Here is a 16,701-nt window from a genome sequence, read left to right as displayed (position 1 = left end):
CCAGTCATGCCTGCCAATATTCATGCCCCGATACGGGCCCATGTCATCGGTAACGTCGCCGTCGACGAAACCATATCCGTGTCGACCATGCCGGAAGCCGGCGCTTCCATCCTCGGTCGCGAGGAAACCCGCGACCTCGGCGGCAAGGGTGCGAACCAGGCCGTGGTCATGGCACGTGCTGGTCTTCCCACCACTCTCGTCGCAGCCGTGGGCGAGGATTTCCGCGCCCAGACCATCCGCGATCAGCTTGCGCCGGAACCGGTCGAGGCAAAGCTCGTTGCGCTTGCCGGCCGTTCCAGCGACTTCTCCATCATCTTCACCACCCCGGACGGCGAGAACGCCATCGTCACCACGACCGAATCCGCCGGCTCGCTGGCGCTCGAAGAGGCGATTGCCGCACTCGACACAGCCGCCGGTGACCTTTTGGTCCTGCAGGGCAATCTCAGCGAGGCGACGACCCGTGGCCTGCTTCAGGAAGCCCGACGCCGCGCCCTCGTCACCGCCTTCAACCCCTCGCCGCTCCGGCCCTACTTCGCCGACCTCTGGCCTCTTGTCGACATCGCCTTCCTGAATCGTGGCGAGACCCACAGCCTCACCGGTCTCTCAGACCACGCCGCAACCGAGCGGCTGCTGCAATCCGGCGTGCGTCACGTCGTGCTGACACTCGGCGGCGACGGCGCCATGCTGGCCAGCCAAGGCCGGGAAATCGCCACCATCCCGGCCGTCGCCACCAACGTCATCGACACGACCGGAGCCGGCGATACCTTCATGGCGGTCGCGCTTGCCTCCGCGGCACTTCGCGGCGTCGAACTCGATACACGCGCCATCGGCCATGCCGCTGCTGCCTCCGCCCTCACCGTCAGCCGCCGCGGCACCCGATCGGCCTTCCCAACCAGCGACGAGTTGCGGGCGATCCTAGCCCGCTGACCCGTGTCGGAAGCCGCGGTCGCCTCAGCGATCCGCGCTCAGCCAGCCGAGAATGTTCTTCCAGAGGCGACCATAGCCTTCCCATTCGCAGAATGCCGGCGACAGCCAGTGCGGCCCGATATCGGAGGTCCAGGCGACGCTGCGTCCCTTGCCGAAACGTCCGGTGACGAGCAGCGGATGGCCGCCCTGGTCTTCCGGCAGGCGGGCGACGACGTCCACGTCGGCGCGATCGCGTACCTCAACCTCGTTGACGCCGAGCAACAGCGGCCAATCGCCCCTCATGCCGGCCACCGTCGGATGATCCGCATTGGTGATGACGGCGGTGGCCCCTTCCGGAATTTCGACGCGGTCGTCATAGGGAAGGCAGGTCACCGGCAGCACGTCTTCCACCGCCGTGCGTCGCCAGCGCGCCTTGCCGTCGATGCCCTGGAAGGAGAAATAGCCGCCGACCATCAGCAGGCCGCCGCCCTTCTCGACCCACGCCTTGATCAGCTTCAGGCGGTTCGGCACGGTCTTCGAATGCAGCCAGACCGCCGGTGGCAGCAGCAGCGAGTTGGCGCCGATGTCCGATAGGATGATCGCGTCGTAGGCGTCGAGACCGTCCATATCGAAAGGAAACTTCTCCACCGCCTCATGCGCCGGCATGTAGGTGAGTTCGTATTCGCTGCCTTCCAGCGCCTTCACCAGCGGCTCGGCACCAAGATGGAAGGTGACGCTGCCGAACTGGTCGAAGCCTTTGTAATGGGTGGCGGAGCTGACCCAGCTCTCGCCGACGAGGAGGACTTTCTTGGTCATGGTCTTTCCATTTCTGTCATCGTTTTGGCGGTGAGGCCTTGGCCTCGAACACCGATCTCGGATTGTCCCGCATGAGAATGTCGAGCTGCGCGTCAGCGACCCCGTGCCGCTTCAATCGTGGCAGGAAGTGCTTGAGGATGTAAGCGTATCCATTGCCGCCGTAGCGCGTCAGCATCATCTTCAGGAAGACGTCGTGGGAGAGCAGGATGCGGTCGATATGCCCGCGCTGGATCAGCTTGACGATGGCGCGCGCAGCCTCCTCGTCGCTCGGGCACTGCACCTGCTGGTCGGCATAGAAGAAATCCATGCCGACCATGTCGTATTCGAGAAATGCGCCGCGCGCGGCGAGCTCGCCCTGATAGCCAAGGTCGTCATGGGACGGGTTCATGTGGCAGAGTACCGTGTGGCGAAGCTCCGCCCCCTCCTCTTCCGCAATATTCAGCACCTTGTGGCCGAGGCGGAACCAGCCGGGCAGGTGTACCATCAGCGGCAGCCCCGTGCGGACCTGAGCGCGCGCCGCCGCCCGCAGCGACTTCTCTTCCTCGTCGGTGAAATCCGACGACACGCCGATTTCGCCGATCAGCCCGACCTTGATGTCGGTGCCGTCGACGCCGACAATTGCCTCCTGCACGATCTCGTCGGCGATCTGGTCGATTGTCATCTCCGCCACCCTGGCGGGATGCGAGGAGCCGAGATAGTAGCCGGCACCCATCACGATATTGAGCCCCGAGGCCTCGGATATGCGCTTCAGGGCCTGCGGGTTCCGGCCGATCCCCTGGCAGGTGGGCTCGACCACCGTCTGTCCGCCGTGCCTGGCGAAGTCCTTCAGTTCCATGATGGCGAGCGGCTCGTCGTCCAGCGTGATATTGTGCTTGTTGACGAAGGGATCCTGGCGCAGTTCGCCAAGGATCTCGATGCAGACGAAGCTTTCGGCCAGGTACTGCCGCTCCGGCGTCTTGGGCGCATGCCACCAGCAGCGACAGTCGTTGAGGATGTGCTCGTGCATAAGAGTGATGCCGAGATCGGAGACGGAGACCGGCCCTCTCACCGTCATCACCTTGCCCGAATGAACGTGCGCTTCGGAACGTTCTCTCATCATGGCTCCCTCACGCCTTCTTTTTGCCGAAGCGGAAGTTGGTGGTGAAGATCTTCGTGTTGAGCCAGATCGCCACGAGGATGATCGCACCCGTCACGATCTGCGTGAAGAAGGGCGAGATGTGCATCAGGATCAGCCCGTTGCCGATGACGGCGATCGTAAGCGTACCAAGCACCGTTCCGAGAATGCTGCCGCGACCACCCATCAGCGACGTGCCGCCTAAAACCACGGCCGCGATGACCTGCAGTTCAAAACCGACCGCCGCATTGGACGAGCCGGAGCCCAGGCGCGCGGCGATCAGCAAGCCCGCCAGTGCACAAGCGATGCCCGACACCATGTAGACCGAAGCCACGATCCATTTCGCCGGCATGCCGACACGACGGGCCGCTTCGAGGTTCGAGCCGACGGCAACGACCTGCCGGCCGTATTTCGTATAGGCAATGATGACGTATCCGACAACGGCGACCAGGATTGCGATCAGCGCCGGCACGGGCATGCCCAGAAATTCACCCCGGCCGATCGCAAAGAAGCCGGGCACGTCCTTGATCGGGATCGAATAGCCCTGGGTCAGATAGAGCGCAAAGCCGCGCAGGATGGAAAGACCGGCAAGCGTCACGATGAAGGCCGGAATGCCCTGGTATGCGACGAACCATCCTTGCGCCATTCCGAGCAAGGCACCGAAGGCAAGCATGCCCACCGCCACGACCGGCCACGGATAGCCCATGGCGAGGATGATCGCGGCAACCGCATTGACCAGAGCCACCTGCGAGCCGACCGACAGGTCGATGCCGCCGGTGATGATCACGAGGGTCATCGCCACCGCCACGACGAGGATCGGAGCGGCCTGACGCAGTACGTTCAGGATGTTGCCAAGCGTCAGGAACGTGTCGGTGGTGACGGAGAAGAAGATGAGGCAGGCGAGGAAGAACACGGCAATCGACAGGACCTGTGCGTGTTCGGAAAGGAAGTCTGCGACCGGAGAGCCGGCCGCGCGTTCGGTATAGGCGGTCAATGTTTCTGCCCTCCGACGATCAGTTGCACGAGATCCTGGAGGTCGGTCTTGCCGATGTCGCGTTCCGCCACCTTGGTGCCTTCGTACATGACGGCGATACGATCGCAGACGCGGAAAAGATCCTGCAGGCGATGGGTGATCAGGATGACCGAGACGCCCTTGGCCTTCACCCGGTTGATCAGGTTGAGCACGGCCTCCACCTCGGCGACGGCCAGGGCCGAAGTCGGCTCGTCCATGATGAGGACCTTGGGATTGAAGGAGGCCGCGCGGGCAATCGCAATCGCCTGGCGCTGGCCACCCGAGAGCTTCTCGACCTTGGCGCCGAGGCGCGGAATGCGGATTTCGAGTGCATCGAGCATGGCACGCGCTTCGGTCATCATGCGGGAGCGGTCAAGGAAGGGACCTTTCGTCAGCTCTCGACCGAGGAAGAGATTGCCGACGACATCGACATGGTCGCAAAGACTCAAATCCTGGAACACCATTTCGATGTTGCGGTCGCGGGCGTCGGCCGGTCCGCTGAAGCGAACCTCCTGCCCCTCGATCGAGATGGATCCGTCATCCGGGATATAGGTGCCGGAGATGACCTTGGTGAGCGTCGACTTGCCGGCGGCATTGTCGCCCACGAGGCCAAGGCACTCGCCCGGGTAGATATCGAGGTCAACGCCGCGCAGCGCCTGGTGCGAACCGAATGTCTTGCGGATGCCCCTGAGCGAAACCCTGGGTTGGCGAACGGCACCCTCGCCGGACTGCCGGGAGAGGATATCTCCTCCCCCGGCTCCTGCGACAGCGGTTGGGAGCTGTCCTTCGGAGATCATTTGAAAACGGCCCGGTAAGGTTCGACGTTCTCCTTGGTGACGATGGTGATCGGCACGGAGATCGTCTTTTCGACACTGCCGCCGTCCGCGATCTTCTTCAGAGCGTCGACCGCTGCCGCGCCCATGGCGGCCGGATCCTGCTGGATCACGGCGGTCACATAGCCGGCATCGATGCCGGCGATCGCCTGCGCCGTGAGGTCCCAGCCGAAGATCTTGATGTCGGACTGCTTGCCCTGGCTTTCGACGGCGGCAATGGCACCCATCAGCGCCGGTTCGCCCGTGGCGTAGACGGCCGTCATGTCCGGGTTGCCGGTGATCAGGTTCTCGGCAGCGGCGAGAGCGTTGTCCTGGATGTTCTGGCCGTCGACGACACCGGCCGTCTCCACGCCTTCGACGCCCTTGGCGGTCTTTTCAAAACCTTCCTGGCGCACATTCTGGATGAAGGAATTCAGAGCGCCGACGACGCCGTACTTCACCTTGCCGTCCATGTCGCTCTTCACGTAATCGAGGAAGAATTTGCCCATGTCCGCACCGGCCTTGGCGTTGTCGACGCCGATCTGCGCCTTCTGCGGGCCTTCCGGCAGGATGGCGTCGATGGCGACGACCGGAATGCCGGCGGCAGCGGCCTGCTGCACCGCAGGCATGATGCCGTTGACGTCGATCGCAACGACCGCAAGGCCGTCGACCTTCTGCTGGATGTAGGTTTCGATCGCGCTGTTTTGAGCAGCCGGATCATTGTTGGCGTTGAAGATCACAAGCTTGGCGCCGGCGGCATCCGCTGCCTTCTGTGCGCCTTCGTTCATCTGGTTGAAGAACAGCGCCTGCTGGTTGATCTGGACAAGAGCGAAGGTCTTTTCAGCGGCCTGGGCCATGGAGCCGAGCGAAATGCCGGCAAAGGCGGTCGCTGCCAGGGCGGTGGTCAACATTCTGCGTGTCAGAATAGTCATGTGTTCATCCTCTGTTTGGTTCAGGGTCGTTGCTGTTATGATTTCGACGGCGGCGCAACGGAGTTCCGCACGACGATTTCGACCGGCAGAAGCTCTTCGGAAGCCAGGCTTTCCGGCTCCTGCCAGTTTGTTTCCAGAAGCAGCGCCAGAGCGCGTTCGCCAAGCGCCCGGACGGGCTGGCGTATCGCGGTCAGCGGTGGAGCAAAAAGGTGCAGCGGCCCGACGTCGTCGAAACCGACGACCGAGACTTCATCGGGGATCGAGACGCCCTGGGCACGCAGGACCTCGATGAGGCCGATCGCAATCTCGTCGGAACTGGCGAAGATTGCCGTCGCCGGCATGCTTTCATCGAGGAAGCGGCGTGCGGCTTCGCGGCCGAATTCCACGGTGTAGCTGCCCTCGTAGCGTATCACCTGAAACGGCTCACCCCGCTCCTTCAGCGCGCGCTCGAGACCCTGTGAGCGACGACGGGTGCTGATCATCTCCCGAGGGCCGCCGGCATAGATGACGCGCCGATGCCCGTGATCGGCGAGATGCCGCCCCGCGAGATAACCGCCATGGTCATTGTCGGAGAACAGCTTCGGCACCACGGCATCCGGCACGTCTTCGTCGACGATGACGACCTTGCCTGTCTGGTTGATCAGCGAAGCTAGTTCGCCATTGTCGGGGTGGTTCGTTATGAAGAGAAGACCATCCACATGGTTGCGGCCGAGCGCAGTCACGTAGGAGATTTCGCGGCCGGGACGGTTGAGGGTCGCATAAAGCGACAGCGCGAGGCCGCGCTTGTCGGCCTCCTCCTCGACCGCCGAAACGAGGGTCGCGAAGAAGGGGTTTGCGATGTCCGGAACGACGAGACCGATCGTATCCGAGCGGCCGCGGCTCAGCCTGCGAGCATGCGGATTAGGTTCGTACTTGAGGTCCCGAATGGCCTTCTCAATGCGCAATTTTGTTTCCGAGGGAAGCTCGAGCGAGCCGTTCAGAAGCCGGGAGACAGTCGTTACCGACACTCCCGCCGCTTCGGCGACATCTTTCAGGCTGGTTGCTCGCTTGGGAGACATCGGAAACCGTTATCCTACTAATTTTGTAAAGCGCTTTACTAAACCGCTTTACAATGCATCCTGTTTCAAAGCTGTCAAGCGTTGTTCAAGTCCTTTGTGGAACGATGTTCGATGCTGAGGATGATTTCTCTCTTCTGGCGGCGGCGTAGGCTCCGGGCTTGCCGGCGATCATCACACCGGGCGGGCGACCAGAATGCCCTCAGCCATCCGCAGGCTGAGCGCGAAGCTGATCGACGCCGATAAGGAGCAAGTTCTTCATCATGGAGAAACCTTTCCTGTTTGCCGGATCAGTCGAGATCGTCGCGGATGCACGCCTTGAAATGCCCTTTCGCCCCTTCCCGGAGCGGCGGCACGACGCTCGCGCAGGCCTCGATCGCGACCGGACAACGCGTGCGAAAAACGCAGCCGCTGGGAGGGTTCGCAGGGCTTGGAATATCGCCCTTGAGGATTTGCCGGGTGGTGTGCCTTGAAGGATCGGGCGACGGAACGGCCGAAAGCAGGGCGCTCGTGTAAGGATGTTGCGGGCTGGCGTAAAGCGCCCGGCTCGGCGCCATTTCCATGATCCGCCCGAGATAGAGCACGATCACGGTATCGGCGACGTATTCAACCACGGCAAGGTCATGCGCGATGAACAGCATGGTAAGGCCGAGCCGCATCTGCAGGTCACGCAGCAGGTTGACGATCTGCGCCTGGATGGAAACATCGAGCGCCGATACGGGCTCGTCGGCGACGATCAGGTCGGGCGCGAGCGTCAGCGCCCGCGCAATACCGATGCGCTGCCGCTGGCCGCCGGAAAATTCGTGCGGATAGCGCGAAATCGCATCAGGCGGCAGGTCTACCGACGCGAGCGCCTCAGAGGCTTTCGCGGCCCGCTCCGACTTGCTGCCGATCCGCTGAATATCGAGCCCTTCCATGAGAATTTCGCCGATCGTCATTCGTGGCGAGAGGCTGGCGAAGGGATCCTGAAAAATGTACTGCACGCGCGCATGCAGGCGGCGGAGCTCGCGACGCGTCAGGCTTGCCGTCTCGACGCCATCAAAACGGATGCTTCCGGAAGTGGGCTCGATCAGTTGCGCGACCATGCGGCCGATCGTCGTCTTGCCGCTGCCGGATTCGCCGACAAGGCCGACGACCTCACCGCGTCTGATCCTGAAGGAGACGTCCTGAACAGCGCGGACGATCGGCCCGCGCGCAAATGCCACCGGAGCAAAATCCCTGCCGAGCCCACTGACCTCAAGGAAAAATTCGTGTGACATCGGTCAGATCTCCTGCCAACGGATGCAGCGGCTGAGCTGGCCCTCACCGGCATCGGCGAGCTTCGGATAGGCTTCGGAGCAGGCCTCTATCCGATAAGGACAGCGTGGAGCGAACGGACAGCCCTGCGGCAGGTTCATCAGGCTCGGAACCGATCCCGCGATTGTCGGCAGCGGCGTTCCCGCTTCCTTGAGAAGCGTCGCCTTTCCAAGCCGCGGCACCGAGCGCATCAGCCCCTTGGTGTAAGGGTGGCGTGGATGGGAGAAGACGCGCGCCACGCTGCCGGTCTCGACCAGCGAACCGGCGTACATGACCGCCACGCGATCGGCGATCTCGGCGACGACCCCGAGATTATGGGTCACGAACAGCATGCCCATCCCGCGTTCCTTTTGGAGCTGGCCGAGCAGGTCGAGGATCTGCGCCTGGATGGTAACGTCAAGAGCCGTTGTCGGCTCGTCGGCGATCAAAAGCGTCGGATTGCAGGCGAGCGCCATGGCAATGGTCGCCCGCTGCCGCATGCCGCCCGAAAGCTCATGCGGATACTGCCGGGCACGCCGCCGCGGATCGGGAATGCCGACATCCTCCAGCCGCTGGATGGCATCCGCCAAGGCTTCCCGGTGGGACTTGCCGAGATGGATGCGGATCGGTTCGGCAATCTGTTCGCCGATCGTATAGACCGGATTGAGGCTGGTCAGCGGCTCCTGAAACACCATGCCGATATCGTTGCCGCGCACACGGCGCAGCGCCTCGCCGCCGAGGCTTTGCAGTTCGACGAATTCTCCCGACTTCCGCCTCAGTTGAACCTTTCCCGCCGCGATGCGGCCGACACCACGCGGCAGCAGCCCCATGATCGAGAGGCTCGTTACCGACTTTCCCGAGCCGGACTCACCGACCAGCGCGACGGTTTCTCCCGTCGCGACAGTGAGACTGAGATCGCGGACGGCGGCAATCTCGCGGTCGCCGATGCGGAATACTGTCGTTAGTCCGGAGATTTCGAGGATCGGCTCTGCACTCATCATCAATCCAGAAGGCCTGTTTGACGCAGGATGCCATCGATGATGGCCGCCTCTTCGTCGTTGAGGGATCGCTGCGGACGGGCCATGATGTTGGTGTCGATGATCCCGAGCCTGCGCATGGCGGTCTTGAAGGCGCCTACTCCGGCTGAACCCGCACTCGTCCGCGGCAGGCTGACCCACACCATCTCGAAAAGCCGGCAAAGCCGCTCCTGTTCCCGGCGTGCCGCAACGAAATCACCCGCCTGGCAGAGGTTCCACAGGCGCACATAGCCGTGCGGATCGACGTTGCCGAGGCCGGGCACGATGCCATGCGCTCCCATGTTCACGACGCTGTCGGCGACGATCTCCGATCCGGTCATGACGAAGAAATCCGCCAGATCGGCGGTGTCCGCCATCACAAAGCGAAGATTGCCGTCATCGCCGCTCGAATCCTTGACGCCGACGATCGTCCCCTCGCGTGCCAGCGTGACAGTGGTGCGACGTTCGAGTTTTGTGTGGACACAGACGGGGATATCGTAAGCGATCACCGGCAGGTCGACCGCCTCCCTTATGTAACGGAAGTGATCGATGGTCTCGGATTGATTGGTACGCGCATAGAACGGAGCCGTAACGACAATTGCGTCGGCGCCTGCGGACTGTGCCGTCTTTGCATGGGCAATGACGCGCTCCGTCGTGGGGTCGATCACGCCGACCAGGATCGGCACGCGGCCGCGCACCTGTTCGACCGCATGTTCGATGATGCGCCGCCGCACGGCTTCATCGTGAAAGACAACCTCGCTGGTCGAGCCAAGCACGAACAGGCCATGCACCCCGCCCTCGAGCAAGTGGTCTATGACACGTGTGAATGAAGGACGGTCCACTTCGAAAGCCGCGGTGAGCGGGGTGACGACGGGTGGGATGACGCCGGTAAAGAGAGGCATTTCTAACCTTTCACTTGAGTTCGGAGCGCGGGTCGAAGGCATCCCGAAGCCCGTCGCCCACGAAGTTGATGGCGAGAACGGTCACGACGAGCGCTCCGCCGGGAAACATCCATTGCCACGGATAATTTTCGAGTACGTGCGTGGCGCGGGCGGCGTTCAGCATGTTGCCCCAACTCGCTTCCGGAGGCGTGACGCCGAGGCCAAGGAAGGAAAGGCCCGCCTCCAGCAGGATCCCGCTCGCCACCTGCAAAGTGGCATAAACGACGAGGATATCGATCGTATTGGGCAGACCATGGCGGATCAGCAGATGCCAGAGGCCGGCGCCCATGCCGCGCGACGCCACGACGAAGTCGCGCTCGCGCAATTCCAGCAGCCGGGCCCGTACCATGCGCGAAAGGACCGGCCAGGATAGCAGCGAGATCACTAAGATCGTCGGGACAATGCCGCTGCCCACGATCGAGGCGAGCACCAGCAGGAAAATGACCGGCGGCAAGGTCATGGCGAGGTCCACGAACCGCATCGTGGCGCCGTCGACGAAACGCCCTGCAAAGCCGGCCAAGGCCCCTATGAAAAAGCCGATGAAGGTGGAGATCACCATCGAGACGGTCGCGACCAGCAGCGAGGTCCGCCCGCCCTGCAGCAGCCGCGCCATGATATCCCGGCCCACGCCGTCACTTCCGAGCCAGTGTGCCGATGACGGCCCCCGGTTCATCGCCAAGAGATCGATGTCATTGGGCTTGTAGGGCCACCAGAAATCATAGGTGAGCGTGAGCAGAAGGATCGGAACGAGGATGACCAGGCCTGCGACGGCCGCACCGTTCTCAAAAAACCGGGACAGGGCGCGTCGGATGGGACCTGCCGAGCGGGTATGTGTCAAGCTCGCCATCTCATGCCACCTTGATGCGCGGATCGACAGCGGCATAGGCGATGTCGGTCAGCAGGTTGACGAGAATGACGCAGGCTCCGGTGAGAAGTGTCGCGCACATGATCACGGGATAGTCGCGCCGGACCACGGCGTTGATCATCAGGAGGCCCATGCCCGGCCAGTCGAACACGCTTTCGATGAAGATCGCGCCGCCGATGGCGATGCCGATCGTCGATCCGATCAGCGTGATCACCGGCAGAAGTGCATTGCGGACCGCATGCTTGACGATGACCCAGAATTCGCGGACGCCCTTGGCGCGAGCCGTGCGCACATAATCCTGCGACAGCACTTCGAGCAGGGAAGAGCGCATGTATCGCATGATCAGCGCGCCATGACCGATCGACAGCAGGGTGGCGGGCAGGATGAGATGGGCAAGCAGATCGCCGACCGAGAAAGGCGCGCCAGGCGTCAGCATGCCGCCGGCCGGCACCCACCGCAGGACCACCGCAAATACGTAGAGCCCGAGCAGGGCAGTCAGGAAGGCCGGACTCGAAATTCCGACGAAGGCCGCCGTCGAGAGCGAGAGGTCAGCCAGTTTGTTGCGCCGGACCGCAGCAAAGATGCCGGTTGCGATTCCGACGATGACCGCGATCGCGAGCCCGCTGAACATCAGAAGGATCGTCGGGCCGATACGGCTGAGGACGAGCGGCAGCACCGCTTGGCCGTTGTACTGTATGGAATAGCCGAAATCGCCCGTCAAAGCCGCCCCGAGCCAGGCGAAATACTGCACCGGCAAGGGCTGGTCGAGGCCGAGGCGCGTACGAAGTATCTGGAGATCGGATGCCGACATGGGGACCGACGGATTGACATACGCATCGATCGGGTCACCGGGAGTGAGCCGCAGCAATGTGAAGATGAGAACCGTCAAGGCCAGCAGCATCAACAGGCCGACAGCAGTACGGCGGAGAATGTATTGCAGCATGTTTCACCAACAGGATCCGCAGGAGATGCGGACGGGTTTTGAACGCCGTCCGCATCTGGGTTCACAGGCTCATCACGGAGCGATATCCCACTTCTCCGGATGGGAGATGAACGGACCACCGGCGGGAGCGGGCGTCCAGAAGAAGTCCTTGAGGTTGCTCGACGCGACCCCATAGCGGCTCGCAACCCACATCGGCCCCCAGGGAAGCCCGGCATTCATTTCCTTGCAGACCTGCTGCCACTTGACGTCCGCTTTTGCCGGATCGGTTTCCGCCATTGCCGTGTCCAAGGCCTCGGTAAGCGCAGGCATTTCGACGCGCATGATATTGTTGCCCGATGGAGGTATCTGGGCGGCGTTCAACCCGATATTGAGCGATGCCGGATTGGGCCCGTTCTGCAGCCCGGCATAAATCATCGGAAAGTCCTGCCACTTTTCGCTGCGCACGATGCCGTTATAGCTCGGGACATCGAGCGCCCGCGGGACGACATTGATGCCGACCTGCGCCAGCATGGCCTGGACCGCAGCCATGACATTGGCGACCTGCGGTGTATTGTAATAGGTCAGCCACGGAATCGACTTGTCGCCGTTGATCTTGTCCCAGCCCGCTTCCGCCAGCAGGTCCTTTGCCTTCTGGGGATCGTAGGCATAGCCGGTCAGGTCCTTCGGAAGGAGCTGCGGCGCGACATAGCCGCAATTGGCGAGCTTGGCTGCACCGCCGAAAAGGCTGGAGACGATCGCATTCCGGTCGATGGCATACATGACAGCCTGCCGCACGCGAAGGTCATCCCAGATTTTGGCCCGGTGATTGAAACCGATATAGTTGACCACATAGGAATCGCCTTCGATGACCCGAAAACTGTCGTTGCCGCTGAAGGTATTTGCATCATCCGGTTCGGCGAAGGTGAACTGGATCTCCCCCGCTCTCAGCGCCGCGACAGCCGCGGCAGGATTGGCGAAATAGCGGTTGATCAGGCGATCCGCCTTCGGCTTGCCTCCCCGGTAACCCTCATAGGCGGCCATTTCGACATATTGATCGCTGACGTATTTCACGAATTTGAACGGACCCGTTCCAACCGGCTGGGTCGACCACCATTGGCTCTTGGCGACTTCCTTGAGAGGCACTGACGATAGCGTGTGTTGCGGCAGTATCATGACCTGCGACAGTACGGACAGAAACGCCGAGTTCGGCTTGCTGAGCTTGACGACCGCCGTGCGTTCATCCGGGGTCTCGACCGAGGCAATACCGGCAAGCCGCGCCGCAAAGATGCTGCCGCTCTCGGCGTTCCTGGCGAGTTCGAGAGTGAACTTGACGTCGGCCGAGGTGAAAGGCTTGCCGTCATGCCATTTCGTATCGACGAGCTTGAACGTGTAGGTCAGGTTGTCCTGGCCGACGGCGAATTCCGAAGCCAGTGCGCCGGTAAGCTTCGACAAGTCCGACGTATAGATGACCAGCGGCTCGAAATAGGTGTTCAGCCATGTAAAGCCAGCGGTGGCGGTCAGCGGGTTGAAATTGCCCTGGAAGCCGCCCGGCCCCACGTCGAAACCACCGACAATGGTCTTGCCCGCTTGTGCCATGGCCGGCACAGGCATCACTGCGGTAATCGTTGAAAAAAGCAAGGCTCCCGCCGCCAGAAGGCGGCCGAAATTCCGTCGATTCATGTTCTCCTCCTCTTGTGTATTTCGTTTATTGCGGAACCGGCTCGACCTCCTCTGGCCGGTTCTTCGCAATGACTCTCCCGATCCCTGAATAGTGGTCGCTCAGGCGCTTCCGGGCGGCCCCGATATCCCTTGCCGCAATGGCTTCGACGATCTCATGGTGATCGCGCCAGGTCGCCAGAGGCGTAGGGCTTGCCAGGTTCGCAAAGCCCGAGGCCTTGTAGAAAGCGGACCAGAAGATATCGATCAGCGTGCTCAGCATCTTGTTGTTCTGGCAGCGGAACAGGAGCTGATGGAATTGCTGATCCTCTTCGGCGAAACTCTCGCCACGTTCGGCACGCTGGCGCATGCGGTCAGTAAGACGCCGAAGCTCGGCGACGTCGTCCTCACGGATCATCTGTATGGTCTTGTCGATGAGGCCGGTTTCCAGCACGCGGCGGATTTCCAGCAGCTCCTCCACATCGCGCAACGACGCCTGTAGCCCGTAGGCGAGATTATCCAGCAGCGGCGCAAACGAGAATTCCTTGACAAAAACGCCAATGCCGCGCCGCGTCTCAAGGATACCGACCGATTCCAGCGCCTTGATTGCCTCGCGCACGGAGTTGCGCCCGACGCCCAGTTGTTGCGCCAGGAAGGTTTCCGGCGGCAGAGCCGCGCCAGCCGTCAGATTGTTGTCCTCGATATAGCTGCGCAGGCTTTCCTGCACGCTGACATGCAGAAGTGGCGGGCGCTCCAGCGGCTTTATCGGCTTGGCCAAGAAGGACTCCTTTAGCGATCCGGCTTTCCAATATGGTTGAGGTATATCGACTTGTAGGATATCTTGCAAGTCTATAAATGGAATTGGCAGAGAAGGCCGGCTTGCCGCCGGCGGTGGCGCAGATTGGGGAGCGGCCTCAGGTGCATGCCGAAACAGGGAGGCGGGTGTGGCACTCACAAAATTCGAACGGCGAGATGGCGGCTGGGGTCGTATTCGAGGAAACTGGGCGACGCTATTGCTGCCGATCAATGAGGACGACTCGATCGATTTCGCGCGTCTTGCCTGTGAAATCGACCGACTGATTGCCGCCAAAGTGGACGGCATTTACTCCAACGGCACCGCCGGTGAATTCCACAATCAGACGGAGGCGGAGTTCGACCAAATCCAACAACTGCTGGCTGATCGCTGCAGCGATGCGGGAATGCCCTTCGTGATCGGCGCCTGCCAGCCCGATTCCCGGATATCCCTGGAACGCGTACGCCGTGCAGCAGACATGAGACCGGAGGCAATTCAGGTAATCCTTCCGGACTGGTGGCCCGTGACGACAGTGGAAGCTTCCGATTTCCTGACGATGGCCGCCGAGGCTGCCGGCTCGGTGCCGCTGGTTCTCTATCAGCCGCCGCATGCCAAGCGCGTCTTTGCCCCCGCCGAACTGGCCACCCTTCTCAAACCGGTCCCACAGGTAATCGGTGTGAAACTTGGAGACGGGGATTCCTCGTGGTACGAACAGGCCCGCCGACATCTCGATACATGGGGAATCTATGTCCCCGGGCATCACCTCGCGACAGGCGTCGAACAGGGTGTTGCGGTCGGAGCTTTCTCGAACGTTGCCTGCCTTAGCCCATCCGGCGCACAGCAATGGACCTCGTCCATGGCCGACGGCCTCAATCAGGCGCTCAATATAGAGCGGCGGCTGCGCGCCTTCCTGGAGGACCATATAGCGCCCTTCGCAGGGATGCATGGCTATTCCAACGCAGCACTGGACAAGCTGCTGGCCGCGATCGGGGGATGGGCGGATGTCGGCACCCGGCTGCGCCGGCCGTATCGCTGGATCGATCCCGCGGTTGTTCCCGAGCTGCGGGAAAAAGCCAAAGCCGCCCTTCCGGAAATCATGCTGTGATCCTGAGGTAAGTACCGTGACACCGCCCAACATTCTGATGATCATGACCGACCAGCAGCGCCGAGACACGCTCGGCATCTACGGCTGCGACTGGATTCCGACACCTCACTTCGACCGACTGGGCGAAGCTGGAGCGGTATTCGAGCACTGCACGGTCGACAATCCGATCTGCACGCCTTCACGGGCCAGCATCTTCACCGGCAAACCCGTGCCGGGCCACGCGGTGCAGCGGGTGCATGACAACCTGCCGCCGGACGAGGTGCTGTTCACCAAACGGCTTCGACAGGAGGCCGGCTATCGGACTGCGCTTTTCGGCAAGCTGCATGTCAGCAGCCGTGTCCAGGAAGAACATCAACGGCATCCGCATGACGGTTTCGATATTTACGAATGGTGTCTGGAACCGTCTGTCTCGATTCAGAGCCCTTTCAACGGTTATGCGGCCTGGCTTCGCGAGACGGCGCCCGACTTCCTCGCCGCCCTTCGGAGTAACGGCCGGAAGGAACTTCATCACCCCGAAGCCCTGCACATGAGCAAATGGGCGGCTGACCGAACCATATCCTTTGTCCAGTCGATGAAGGAGGAAGAGCAGCCCTTCTTCTGTCTAATGAGCCTGTTCGACCCGCATGATCCCTATGAGGATTACCCCCTCGCATTCAGGAATTGCATCGATGCCGCGAAGATTCCGGACCCCGTCGTTTCGCGTACGACGCAACCCGAATGTGTTCGTCGGGAACAGCAGGGTTCCTATCTCGGACGTTTCGCAGACTTCTCTCCGGAGGAGATACGCAAGATCCGTCTTGGTTATGCCGCCTCCATTGCCTTCCTCGATGTGCAGGTCGGCCGTGTTTTGACGGCATTGGACGACGCAGGCCTTGCCCAAGACACGTTGGTCATCTTCCTATCCGACCACGGCGACCAGCTTGGCGATCACGGGCTTTTCATCAAGGGCGTTGCACTCTACGAGCCTACCACCGGAGTGCCGCTCATGCTGCGTTGGCCCGGCCACCTCACTGCCGGCACCCGATGCACCGCGCTCGCGCAAGGCCGCGACGTGGCGGCCACATGTCTCGCAGCGGCAGGCCTCGATACGCGATCCTGCCTTGAGAGCGAGGATCTGGTGGCCATGGCATTGCGGAATGCAGCCTGGCGCAGCAGTGCGATCTGCGCCTACCGCAATTCCGGCGTGAACGACAGCGGTAGTTTCTGGAACCCGCCGATGCACGCGACCATGGCGAGAGACCAACGCTTTAAGCTCACGTTCTATGCCAGTGGCGGCTTAAACCAGCGGGAACTGTTCGATCTTGAAACCGATCCACAGGAGACCGTCAATCTTTCAGGCAATCCCGTCCATGCGGAAGTTGAACTCAAGCTGCTGGGCGACATCGCCTCGTTTCTGCAGAATGAAGCGATGATGGCAGCACCGCGAGCAACGTCCTCCATCCCCAATGCAGCGCAGCGGCTGCAAAACAGAATCAAATAAG

16 protein-coding genes are annotated in these 16,701 nt (G+C 61.9%); 3 read left to right on the top strand and 13 right to left on the bottom strand.

The features are described from left to right. Positions 1 to 30 precede the first annotated feature (30 nt). Complete coding sequence (locus QEO92_RS30105) at positions 31 to 927, top strand: PfkB family carbohydrate kinase (RefSeq protein ID WP_227705891.1); 897 nt, start codon at positions 31 to 33, stop codon at positions 925 to 927. Between the two features lie 24 nt (positions 928 to 951). Here QEO92_RS30105 and QEO92_RS30100 read toward each other — a convergent pair whose 3' ends face one another. The 13 genes from QEO92_RS30100 to QEO92_RS30040 all read right to left on the bottom strand — a co-directional run bounded on the left by QEO92_RS30100 (position 952) and on the right by QEO92_RS30040 (position 14,100). Next, positions 952 to 1,722, bottom strand: a complete 771-nt coding sequence (locus QEO92_RS30100) for a glutamine amidotransferase (RefSeq protein WP_037145344.1) — start codon at positions 1,720 to 1,722, stop codon at positions 952 to 954. Positions 1,723 to 1,738: 16 nt separating this feature from the next. Beyond that, on the bottom strand, positions 1,739 to 2,818 hold the full coding sequence (locus QEO92_RS30095) for a phosphotriesterase family protein (RefSeq protein WP_407722188.1): 1,080 nt from the start codon (positions 2,816 to 2,818) through the stop codon (positions 1,739 to 1,741). A gap of 10 nt (positions 2,819 to 2,828) precedes the next feature. Continuing rightward, entirely contained in the window at positions 2,829 to 3,830 is a 1,002-nt protein-coding gene (locus tag QEO92_RS30090) for an ABC transporter permease (protein WP_227705740.1), read from the bottom strand. Then, on the bottom strand, positions 3,827 to 4,645 hold the full coding sequence (locus tag QEO92_RS30085) for an ATP-binding cassette domain-containing protein (protein WP_037145339.1): 819 nt from the start codon (positions 4,643 to 4,645) through the stop codon (positions 3,827 to 3,829). The genes QEO92_RS30090 and QEO92_RS30085 overlap by 4 nt, the downstream gene beginning before the upstream one ends. Continuing rightward, positions 4,642 to 5,592 (bottom strand): substrate-binding domain-containing protein, encoded by a 951-nt coding sequence (locus QEO92_RS30080; protein ID WP_227705739.1) that lies wholly within the window; start codon positions 5,590 to 5,592, stop codon positions 4,642 to 4,644. The genes QEO92_RS30085 and QEO92_RS30080 overlap by 4 nt, the downstream gene beginning before the upstream one ends. A 35-nt stretch (positions 5,593 to 5,627) precedes the next feature. Then, positions 5,628 to 6,650 (bottom strand): LacI family DNA-binding transcriptional regulator, encoded by a 1,023-nt coding sequence (locus QEO92_RS30075; protein WP_227705738.1) that lies wholly within the window; start codon positions 6,648 to 6,650, stop codon positions 5,628 to 5,630. 287 nt (positions 6,651 to 6,937) lie between these two features. Continuing rightward, positions 6,938 to 7,906 (bottom strand): ABC transporter ATP-binding protein, encoded by a 969-nt coding sequence (locus tag QEO92_RS30070; protein WP_227705737.1) that lies wholly within the window; start codon positions 7,904 to 7,906, stop codon positions 6,938 to 6,940. Positions 7,907 to 7,909: 3 nt separating this feature from the next. Next, complete coding sequence (locus tag QEO92_RS30065) at positions 7,910 to 8,920, bottom strand: ABC transporter ATP-binding protein (protein ID WP_227705736.1); 1,011 nt, start codon at positions 8,918 to 8,920, stop codon at positions 7,910 to 7,912. A 2-nt stretch (positions 8,921 to 8,922) separates the two neighbouring features. Then, positions 8,923 to 9,840, bottom strand: coding sequence for a dihydrodipicolinate synthase family protein (locus QEO92_RS30060; protein WP_037145329.1), 918 nt, complete (start codon positions 9,838 to 9,840; stop codon positions 8,923 to 8,925). A 10-nt stretch (positions 9,841 to 9,850) separates the two neighbouring features. After that, the gene (locus tag QEO92_RS30055) at positions 9,851 to 10,762 is read right to left on the bottom strand and encodes an ABC transporter permease (RefSeq protein WP_227705735.1); all 912 of its coding nucleotides are present in this window, start codon (positions 10,760 to 10,762) and stop codon (positions 9,851 to 9,853) included. Beyond that, positions 10,728 to 11,687: an ABC transporter permease gene (locus QEO92_RS30050; protein WP_227705734.1), complete on the bottom strand. Its 960-nt coding sequence runs from the start codon at positions 11,685 to 11,687 to the stop codon at positions 10,728 to 10,730. Before QEO92_RS30050 ends, QEO92_RS30055 begins: the two co-directional genes overlap by 35 nt. Before the next feature lie 72 nt (positions 11,688 to 11,759). Next, positions 11,760 to 13,346, bottom strand: coding sequence for an ABC transporter substrate-binding protein (locus QEO92_RS30045; RefSeq protein WP_227705733.1), 1,587 nt, complete (start codon positions 13,344 to 13,346; stop codon positions 11,760 to 11,762). Between the two features lie 25 nt (positions 13,347 to 13,371). Next, positions 13,372 to 14,100 carry a FadR/GntR family transcriptional regulator gene (locus QEO92_RS30040; protein ID WP_227705732.1) on the bottom strand — a complete coding sequence of 243 codons (729 nt, stop codon included), beginning with the start codon at positions 14,098 to 14,100 and terminating at the stop codon, positions 13,372 to 13,374. A 166-nt stretch (positions 14,101 to 14,266) separates the two neighbouring features. Between QEO92_RS30040 and QEO92_RS30035 the strand changes: the two genes are divergently transcribed. Further along, complete coding sequence (locus QEO92_RS30035) at positions 14,267 to 15,220, top strand: dihydrodipicolinate synthase family protein (protein ID WP_227705731.1); 954 nt, start codon at positions 14,267 to 14,269, stop codon at positions 15,218 to 15,220. Between the two features lie 16 nt (positions 15,221 to 15,236). After that, the gene (locus tag QEO92_RS30030; RefSeq protein ID WP_227705730.1) at positions 15,237 to 16,700 is read left to right on the top strand and encodes a sulfatase family protein; all 1,464 of its coding nucleotides are present in this window, start codon (positions 15,237 to 15,239) and stop codon (positions 16,698 to 16,700) included. Position 16,701: the final 1 nt, after the last annotated feature.

Origin of the sequence: Neorhizobium petrolearium (assembly GCF_029854435.1) — a bacterium.
Taxonomy (GTDB): domain Bacteria; phylum Pseudomonadota; class Alphaproteobacteria; order Rhizobiales; family Rhizobiaceae; genus Neorhizobium; species Neorhizobium petrolearium.
The sequence above is the reverse complement of the archived record's forward strand: the minus strand, read 5'-3'. Positions and strand labels throughout refer to the sequence as shown.

Excerpts from the sequence above, each read along its gene's own strand:
- QEO92_RS30100 (WP_037145344.1), bottom strand. The coding sequence starts at position 1,722 with ATGACCAAGAAAGTCCTCCTCGTCGGCGAGAGCTGGGTCAGCTCCGCC.
- QEO92_RS30095 (WP_407722188.1), bottom strand. The coding sequence starts at position 2,818 with ATGAGAGAACGTTCCGAAGCGCACGTTCATTCGGGCAAGGTGATGACG.
- QEO92_RS30085 (WP_037145339.1), bottom strand. The coding sequence starts at position 4,645 with ATGATCTCCGAAGGACAGCTCCCAACCGCTGTCGCAGGAGCCGGGGGA.
- QEO92_RS30080 (WP_227705739.1), bottom strand. The coding sequence starts at position 5,592 with ATGACTATTCTGACACGCAGAATGTTGACCACCGCCCTGGCAGCGACC.
- QEO92_RS30075 (WP_227705738.1), bottom strand. The coding sequence starts at position 6,650 with ATGTCTCCCAAGCGAGCAACCAGCCTGAAAGATGTCGCCGAAGCGGCG.
- QEO92_RS30070 (WP_227705737.1), bottom strand. The coding sequence starts at position 7,906 with ATGTCACACGAATTTTTCCTTGAGGTCAGTGGGCTCGGCAGGGATTTT.
- QEO92_RS30065 (WP_227705736.1), bottom strand. The coding sequence starts at position 8,920 with ATGAGTGCAGAGCCGATCCTCGAAATCTCCGGACTAACGACAGTATTC.
- QEO92_RS30060 (WP_037145329.1), bottom strand. The coding sequence starts at position 9,840 with ATGCCTCTCTTTACCGGCGTCATCCCACCCGTCGTCACCCCGCTCACC.
- QEO92_RS30055 (WP_227705735.1), bottom strand. The coding sequence starts at position 10,762 with ATGCCGCTGTCGATCCGCGCATCAAGGTGGCATGAGATGGCGAGCTTG.
- QEO92_RS30050 (WP_227705734.1), bottom strand. The coding sequence starts at position 11,687 with ATGCTGCAATACATTCTCCGCCGTACTGCTGTCGGCCTGTTGATGCTG.
- QEO92_RS30045 (WP_227705733.1), bottom strand. The coding sequence starts at position 13,346 with ATGAATCGACGGAATTTCGGCCGCCTTCTGGCGGCGGGAGCCTTGCTT.